The sequence below is a fragment of the Actinophytocola sp. genome (assembly GCF_035712165.1).
Lineage (GTDB): Bacteria > Actinomycetota > Actinomycetes > Mycobacteriales > Pseudonocardiaceae > DASYTH01.
Genome location: NZ_DASTBH010000287.1, coordinates 1 through 6,376, shown reverse-complemented (window position 1 = coordinate 6,376; position 6,376 = coordinate 1). Strand labels below are relative to the sequence as shown.

Genomic DNA, 6,376 nt, shown 5'->3' with positions numbered 1-6,376 from the left:
CACGGCGGCCACGCCGACCCAGCCCGAGTCGACCACCGCGCGCCCGATCGCCACCGTGGTTCCGTCCAGCACCAGCGAGCCGAAGATCACCACCGGCGGGCCGGTCAGGATGCCCGCGGCCACCGGCGGGACACCCCGGTTCTGGTACACCGCCGCCCAGTCGGCGTCCGGCCGCGGGGCCAGCCGCAGGTCCGGGTCGGGCGGCGCCGGGCGGGCCGGCGCGACGAGCACCTCGGTCACCACGTCGTGCCGGAAGCCGGCGCGCTGCGCGGCGTGGTCGACGGCGGCCATCGCCGGCAGCGGAACGGCCAGGCGGGGCGGCAGACCGCGTCGCTCGTAGAAGGTCCGCACCCGGGCGAGCGCCTCGGGCAACGGACATCCGGGGTCGCCGAGCACCAGCGCCGAGTTGGCCCGACGGGTCCAGCCCTCGCCCGCCCGCAGCAACCACTCCCCCAACGGTTCGGTCTCCGGCGCGGGCCACCCGGCGTTCGCGACCCGCTCCAGTGCGAAGATCTCGGTCCGGCCCGGCGGCACCGGGCGCAGCCGGTGCACCTCGGCGGCCGGCACGGTCACCATCGTCCCGTCGTCGCGCCGGATCACCACCGCGTCGTCGGCCACCTCGGTCAACCGGCCCAGGATGTCGGCGAACACCGGCCGGCCGTCGCGGCTGCCGACCCGGCGGCGCAGCACGACCCGGTGGCCGAGGAGATCCGCAGTCATTCCGGGGCCTTTCCGGGAGATCTGTGGCAGGGTGCACCGCGATACTAGGAAAGGGGCCTCGAGGTCATGACCGGTGACCAGTTCTTCACCTCGTTCGAGGACGGCGACCCGGCTCCCACGTGGACCGACACCATCGACACCGACGACGGCAAGCCGCGCTCGCAGCACGCCACGATGCGCACCCGGCCCGGCGGCGGACCGTCCCACCCGCACGCCGCCCGCCGCGGGGTCGGCTTCACCGGTGTGCGTTGCCTGCACTACCACGGCACCCACAAGGGCGACGGCGCCGCGTACGTGATCAACCGGGTGTTCGAGGTCGACCTCGAGGTGAGCGCCGAGACCGAGCTTTCCTATCTGATCTTCCCCGAACTGACCGGCGACGACCTGGGTTACCCGAGCACCTACCTGGCCGTGGACCTGGTCTTCGACGACGGAACCGAACTGTCCGGACTGGGGGCGGTCGACCAACTCGGGTTCGAGCTCTCCCCGCGGGGGCAGGGCGAGTCCAAGGCGCTCTACACCGGCCAGTGGAACCGCCGGGTGTCCCGGATCGGCGCGGTCGCCGCCGGCAAGAAGATCACCAAGATCCTGTTGCACTACGCCGCGCCGCACGGCCCGGCCCGGTTCGCCGGCTGGATCGACGACCTGCGCATCGGCGCCCGCCGGCCGCGACCGCACCGGCGCACGCCCGTCGACTACGTGCTGACCACCCGGGGCACGCACTCCTCCCGGGACTTCTCCCGGGGCAACACCTTCCCGGCCACCGCCGTGCCGCACGGGTTCAACTTCTGGACCCCGCTGACCAACGCCGGCACGCTGAGCTGGCTCTACGAGTACCACCGGGGCAGCGACGAGCAGAACCGCCCGGCGCTGCAGGCCTTCGGGGCCAGCCACCAGCCCAGCCCGTGGATGGGTGACCGGCAGACCGTGCAGGTGCTGCCGACCACGCAGGCCGGGCGGATCCGGCCGGGCCGGCGCAGCCGCGCACTGACCTTCAAGCACAGCAACGAGATCGCCCGGCCGCACTACTACAGCGTGCTGTTCGACAACGGGGTGCGCACCGAGATCGCGCCGACCGACCACGCGGCGATGTTCCGGTTCACCTTCCCCGGCAAGGACGTCGGGCTGATCTTCGACAACGTCAACTGTCACGGCCGGCTCACCCTCGACCCGGACACCGGCAGCGTCAGCGGTTACTCCGATGTCCGAAGTGGACTCTCGGTCGGCGCCGGCCGGATGTTCTTCTATGCCACGTTCGACCGGAAGGTGATCGACTCCGGCCGGCTCTGGCGGGGACTGTCCAACCGGGTCACCGGGTTCCTCCGGTTCTTCCCGGCCGATGGCGAGGACGAGCCGACCGTGGTGACCATGCGGATCGCCACCTCGCTGATCAGCCTGGCGCAGGCCAAGCGCAACCTCGCGCTGGAGATCGCCACCGGCGAGGACTTCGAGTCGGTGCGCGACCGGGCCCGCGCGGCGTGGGACGACGTGCTCGGCCGGATCGAGGTCGAGGGGGCCACCGACGAGCAGCTCACCACCCTCTACTCCAACATCTACCGGCTCTACCTGTATCCCAACAGCGCTTTCGAGAACACCGGCACGGCGCAGCGGCCCGAGTACTTCTACGCCAGCCCGTTCGCCCCGCGGCTGGGCGCCGACACTCCCACCGCGTCGATGGCCAAGCTGGTGCCCGGAAAGCTCTACGTCAACAACGGCTTCTGGGACACCTACCGCACCGTGTGGCCGGCCTACGCGCTGCTCACCCCGACCCGGTGCGGGGAGTTGATCGACGGGTTCGTGCAGCACTACCGGGACGGCGGCTGGATCTCCCGGTGGTCCTCCCCCGGCTACGCCAACCTGATGACCGGGACCAGTTCGGACGTGGCGTTCGCCGACGCCTACCTCAAGGGCGTGACCAACTTCGACGTGACCGGCGCGTACCAGGCCGCGCTGCGCAACGCCACGGTGTGCCCGACCAGCGACTCGGTGGGCCGGCGCGGCCTGGACGAGTCGATCTTCCTGCACTACACGCCGAGCGCGGTCGACGAGAGCGTGTCGTGGACGCTGGAGGGCTGTCTCAACGACTTCGGCATCGCCAACCTGGCGCGGGCGCTCGGCGACGCGGACAACCACGGCTACCTCGCCGACCGGGCCCGGCACTACGTGAACTGCTTCGACCACGACATCCGGTTCTTCCAGGGCCGCCGCTCGGACCACCGGTGGCGGTTACCGGCCGCCGGCTACGACCCCCGGGTGTGGGGCCACGACTACACCGAGACCAACGGCTGGAACACCGCGTTCAGCGTGCCGCACGACGGTCAGGGTCTGGCCAACCTCTACGGGGGCCGGGAAGCGCTCGCGGCGAAGCTGGACGAGTTCTTCGCCACCCCGGAGACCGGGACGTTCACCGGTTCCTACGGCCGGACCATCCACGAGATGACCGAGGCCCGCGACGTCCGGATGGGTCAGTACGGGCACAGCAACCAGCCCTCGCACCACATCGCCTACATGTACGCCCATGCCGGGCAACCGGCGAAGGTGGCCGAGAAGGTCCGGGAGATCATGTCCCGCGGCTACTCCGGCAGCGACATCGGCCAGGGCTACTGCGGCGACGAGGACAACGGCGAGATGTCGGCCTGGTGGCTGTTCAGCGCGCTGGGGTTCTACCCGCTGGCGGTCGGCAGCCCGTACTACGTCATCGGCTCGCCGCTGTTCCGCAAGGCGGTGGTGCACCTGGAGAACGGCCGGGACCTGGTGATCAACGCCCCGGCGAACGACCACCGCAACGTCTACGTGCGCGGCCTGCGGGTCGACGGCAAGCCGTACCACCGCTGCTACCTGCCGCACGACCTTCTCGCCGGGGGCGCCGTGCTGGACTTCGACATGGGTCCGGAGCCGTCGGACTGGGCCACCGGCCCGGACGCCCTGCCCCCGTCGCTGACCGAGGGCCCGGAGATTCCGTTGCCGCTGCACGACATCACCGACTCGCGGTCCGGCCTGCCGAGTTGGAGCGGCGGTGGCGAGCCCATCCCGGTGTTCGACGGCACCGGCCGGGAGTCCACGTTCGACGCCCCGGACGACGAGCCGCTGTGGATCCGCTTCTCGCTGCGGGACTCCCGCGCCACCGTGCGCCGCTACACGCTGACCTCCGGCGCGCGCACCGGCGACCCGAGCACCTGGGCGCTGCAGGGCTCCAACGACGGCAACACCTGGACCGCGCTGGACGAACGCAGCGATGAGGTGTTCGGCTGGCGCCGGCAGACCCGCGCGTTCACCGTCGCCCGGCCCGGCGAGTACGCCCACTACCGCCTGCTGGTCACCGCGGGCAGCGGCGAGCGCACCCTCACCATCGCCGAGTTGGAGCTACTGGCCTAACCCGCGTACCGCTTGGTCGCGCCGCCCAGGCCCAGCAGCAGGCCGATCACCGGCAGGACCGCGAACAGGATGGCCAGGTACACGCCGAACGACGTGACGCTCTCGGCCGGTTGGAACCCGCCGGTCTCGACGGTGACGAACCGGAACAACCAGAACGCCGACAACGCGATCTCCAGGATGGTGCCGGCCAGGTACAGCCCGCGCCCGGTGCCGGACAGCAGCCGGATGCCGCCCCAGATCAGCAGCACGATCCCGGCTGCCTGGCTCAGGACGAGGACCCAGGCGAGCACCAGGTCCGCGCCGCCCCCGGAAATGGCCAGGAGCAGCACCGCGGTCGTGATCGTGGTGACGGCGGCCTGTACGAAGCCCAGCACCGCTGCCGCGGTGGCCGAGCCGGGCCGGCCACCCCGGAGCTCCTGGTCGCCGCCGGTCGGAGCCTGCGGGTACCCGCCTTGGGACGCGGGGTATCCGGGCGCCTGCGGGTAGTCGGCGGTGGGTTGCGGGAACCCGCCGGGCGGTGACGGGTAGCCGGTCGGCTGCTGCGGATAGCCGCCCTGCTGCGGGTAGCCGCCCGGGTAGCCGCCCTGCTGCGGGTGGCCGGGATACCCGCCGGGCTGCTGGCCGTAGTTGCCGGGTTGTTGGCCGTATTGCTGTGTCATCGAGGGGCCTCCAGGCCGCGAGGGGTTCGCCGGAAAGGCACAGTCCTACGACACAAGATCGGCGGGTTCAGGCGTTTCGTGTCGGGGTCGGTTCCACCTGTTCGCCGGTCGAGCCGCCGACGGTGGCGTCCCCGGCCCGTTCGCCGGACTCCGCCGGGCGCGGCACGATGCTGGCCAGCTCGCCGCCGGTGTCGTTGATGCGCAGCACGAACGGCCGGGTCTCGGTGTAGCGGACCACCGACACCGACGCCGGATCGACCACGATGCGCTGGAACGAGTCCAGATGCTGACCGAGCGCGTCGGCCAGGATCGACTTGATCACGTCACCGTGACTGCACAGCAGCCAGACCGTCTCGGCCCCGCGCGCCGCCGCGATCCGCGTGTCGTGCGCCCGCACCGCGCTCACCGCCCGGGCCTGCACGGTGGCCAGCCCCTCACCGTCCGGGAACACCGCGGCCGACGGGTGCTGCTGCACCACGGTCCACAATGGCTCATGGACCAGCGTCTTCAGCTCCCGGCCGGTCCACGCCCCGTAGTCCACCTCGGACAGGTCGGGTTCGGTGAGCGGTTCCAGCCCGAGTGCTTCGGCCAGCGGCGCCACGGTCTGCCGGCACCGGGTCAGCGGTGAGCTGACGATCTCGGCCAACGGCACGCCCGCCAGTCGCCGCACCAGGGCCTGCGCCTGCTCCAGCCCGGTCTGCTCCAACTCGACGCCGGTGCTGCGGCCGGCGAGCACACCCGACCCGTTCGCCGTCGACCGGGCGTGTCTGAGCAGCACAACCGTTGCCACGAGGTGCAGCCTACGGACATGACCCGCATCCGCACGGCCCGGCCGGAGGAGTTGGACCGGCTGCCGCCGATCGAACGGGCCTCCGGCGAACTGTTCCGCGACATCGGCATGGCGCACATCGCCGACGACGACCCGATGCCGGTGGCCACGCTGCGCCGCCACCACGTCTGGGTCGCGGTCGACGTCACCGACGCGCCGGTCGCCTTCGCGGTGGCCGCCGAACTGGCCGGCTGCGCGCACCTCGAGCAGATCAGCGTGCACCCCGATCACGCGCGGCGCGGCATCGGCGCACGGCTGATCGACCGGGTCGGCGACTGGGCGGCCGGCCGGGGTCTGGCCGCGCTCACGCTCACCACGTTCCGTTCGGTGCCGTGGAACGAGCCGTACTACCGGCGGCTGGGCTTCCGGGTGCTGCCGCCCGGCGAGATCACGCCAGAGCTGGCCGGCATCCTCGCCGCCGAGGCCGAGCGGGGCCTGGACCCGGCGACCCGCGTGTGCATGCGCCGCGAGCTACGGCTCTAGCACGCCGGCGCCCAGCAGGCCGAACAGCAGCAGGCCGACGAACACCCGGTACACGACGAACGCGTTGAGGGTGTGCCGGGCCACGAACCGCAGCAGCCAGGCCACCGAGGCGTAGGCGACCACGAAGGACACCACGGTCCCCACGATCAGCGGCGCGGCGCCCACCCCGGCGCCCAGCGCGTCCTTCAGTTCGTAGATCCCGGCTCCGGTCAGCGCCGGGATGGACAGGAAGAACGACAGCCGGGTGGCCGACACCCGGTCCAGGCCGAGCAGCAACGAGGCCGACAGCGTGGCGCCGGACCGGGAGAAG

Annotated in this window: 6 protein-coding genes; 2 read left to right on the top strand and 4 right to left on the bottom strand. The window is 71.9% G+C overall.

Features of this window, described 5'->3' with window-relative positions; genetic code table 11:
* On the bottom strand, positions 1–720 hold a 720-nt coding region (locus VFO68_RS16310; protein WP_422652903.1), incomplete at its 3' end, for a GNAT family N-acetyltransferase, cg3035/Rv0428c family.
* A gap of 66 nt (positions 721–786) precedes the next feature.
* On the opposite strand from VFO68_RS16310, the gene VFO68_RS16305 reads away from it, so the two are divergent.
* Positions 787–4,095, top strand: a complete 3,309-nt coding sequence (locus VFO68_RS16305; protein ID WP_325159142.1) for a GH92 family glycosyl hydrolase — start codon at positions 787–789, stop codon at positions 4,093–4,095.
* Here the strand turns inward: VFO68_RS16305 and VFO68_RS16300 are convergent.
* Both VFO68_RS16300 and VFO68_RS16295 read right to left on the bottom strand, forming a co-directional pair.
* Positions 4,092–4,754 carry a hypothetical protein gene (locus VFO68_RS16300; RefSeq protein ID WP_325159141.1) on the bottom strand — a complete coding sequence of 221 codons (663 nt, stop codon included), beginning with the start codon at positions 4,752–4,754 and terminating at the stop codon, positions 4,092–4,094. The genes VFO68_RS16305 and VFO68_RS16300 overlap by 4 nt on opposite strands.
* A 67-nt stretch (positions 4,755–4,821) precedes the next feature.
* A complete protein-coding gene (locus VFO68_RS16295) occupies positions 4,822–5,544 on the bottom strand; it encodes a histidine phosphatase family protein (RefSeq protein WP_325159140.1) in 723 nt (240 codons plus the stop codon).
* An 18-nt stretch (positions 5,545–5,562) separates the two neighbouring features.
* Between VFO68_RS16295 and VFO68_RS16290 the strand changes: the two genes are divergently transcribed.
* Positions 5,563–6,066 carry a GNAT family N-acetyltransferase gene (locus tag VFO68_RS16290; protein ID WP_325159139.1) on the top strand — a complete coding sequence of 168 codons (504 nt, stop codon included), beginning with the start codon at positions 5,563–5,565 and terminating at the stop codon, positions 6,064–6,066.
* Here the strand turns inward: VFO68_RS16290 and VFO68_RS16285 are convergent.
* On the bottom strand, positions 6,055–6,376 hold a 322-nt coding region (locus VFO68_RS16285; RefSeq protein WP_325159138.1), incomplete at its 5' end, for an undecaprenyl-diphosphate phosphatase. The genes VFO68_RS16290 and VFO68_RS16285 overlap by 12 nt on opposite strands.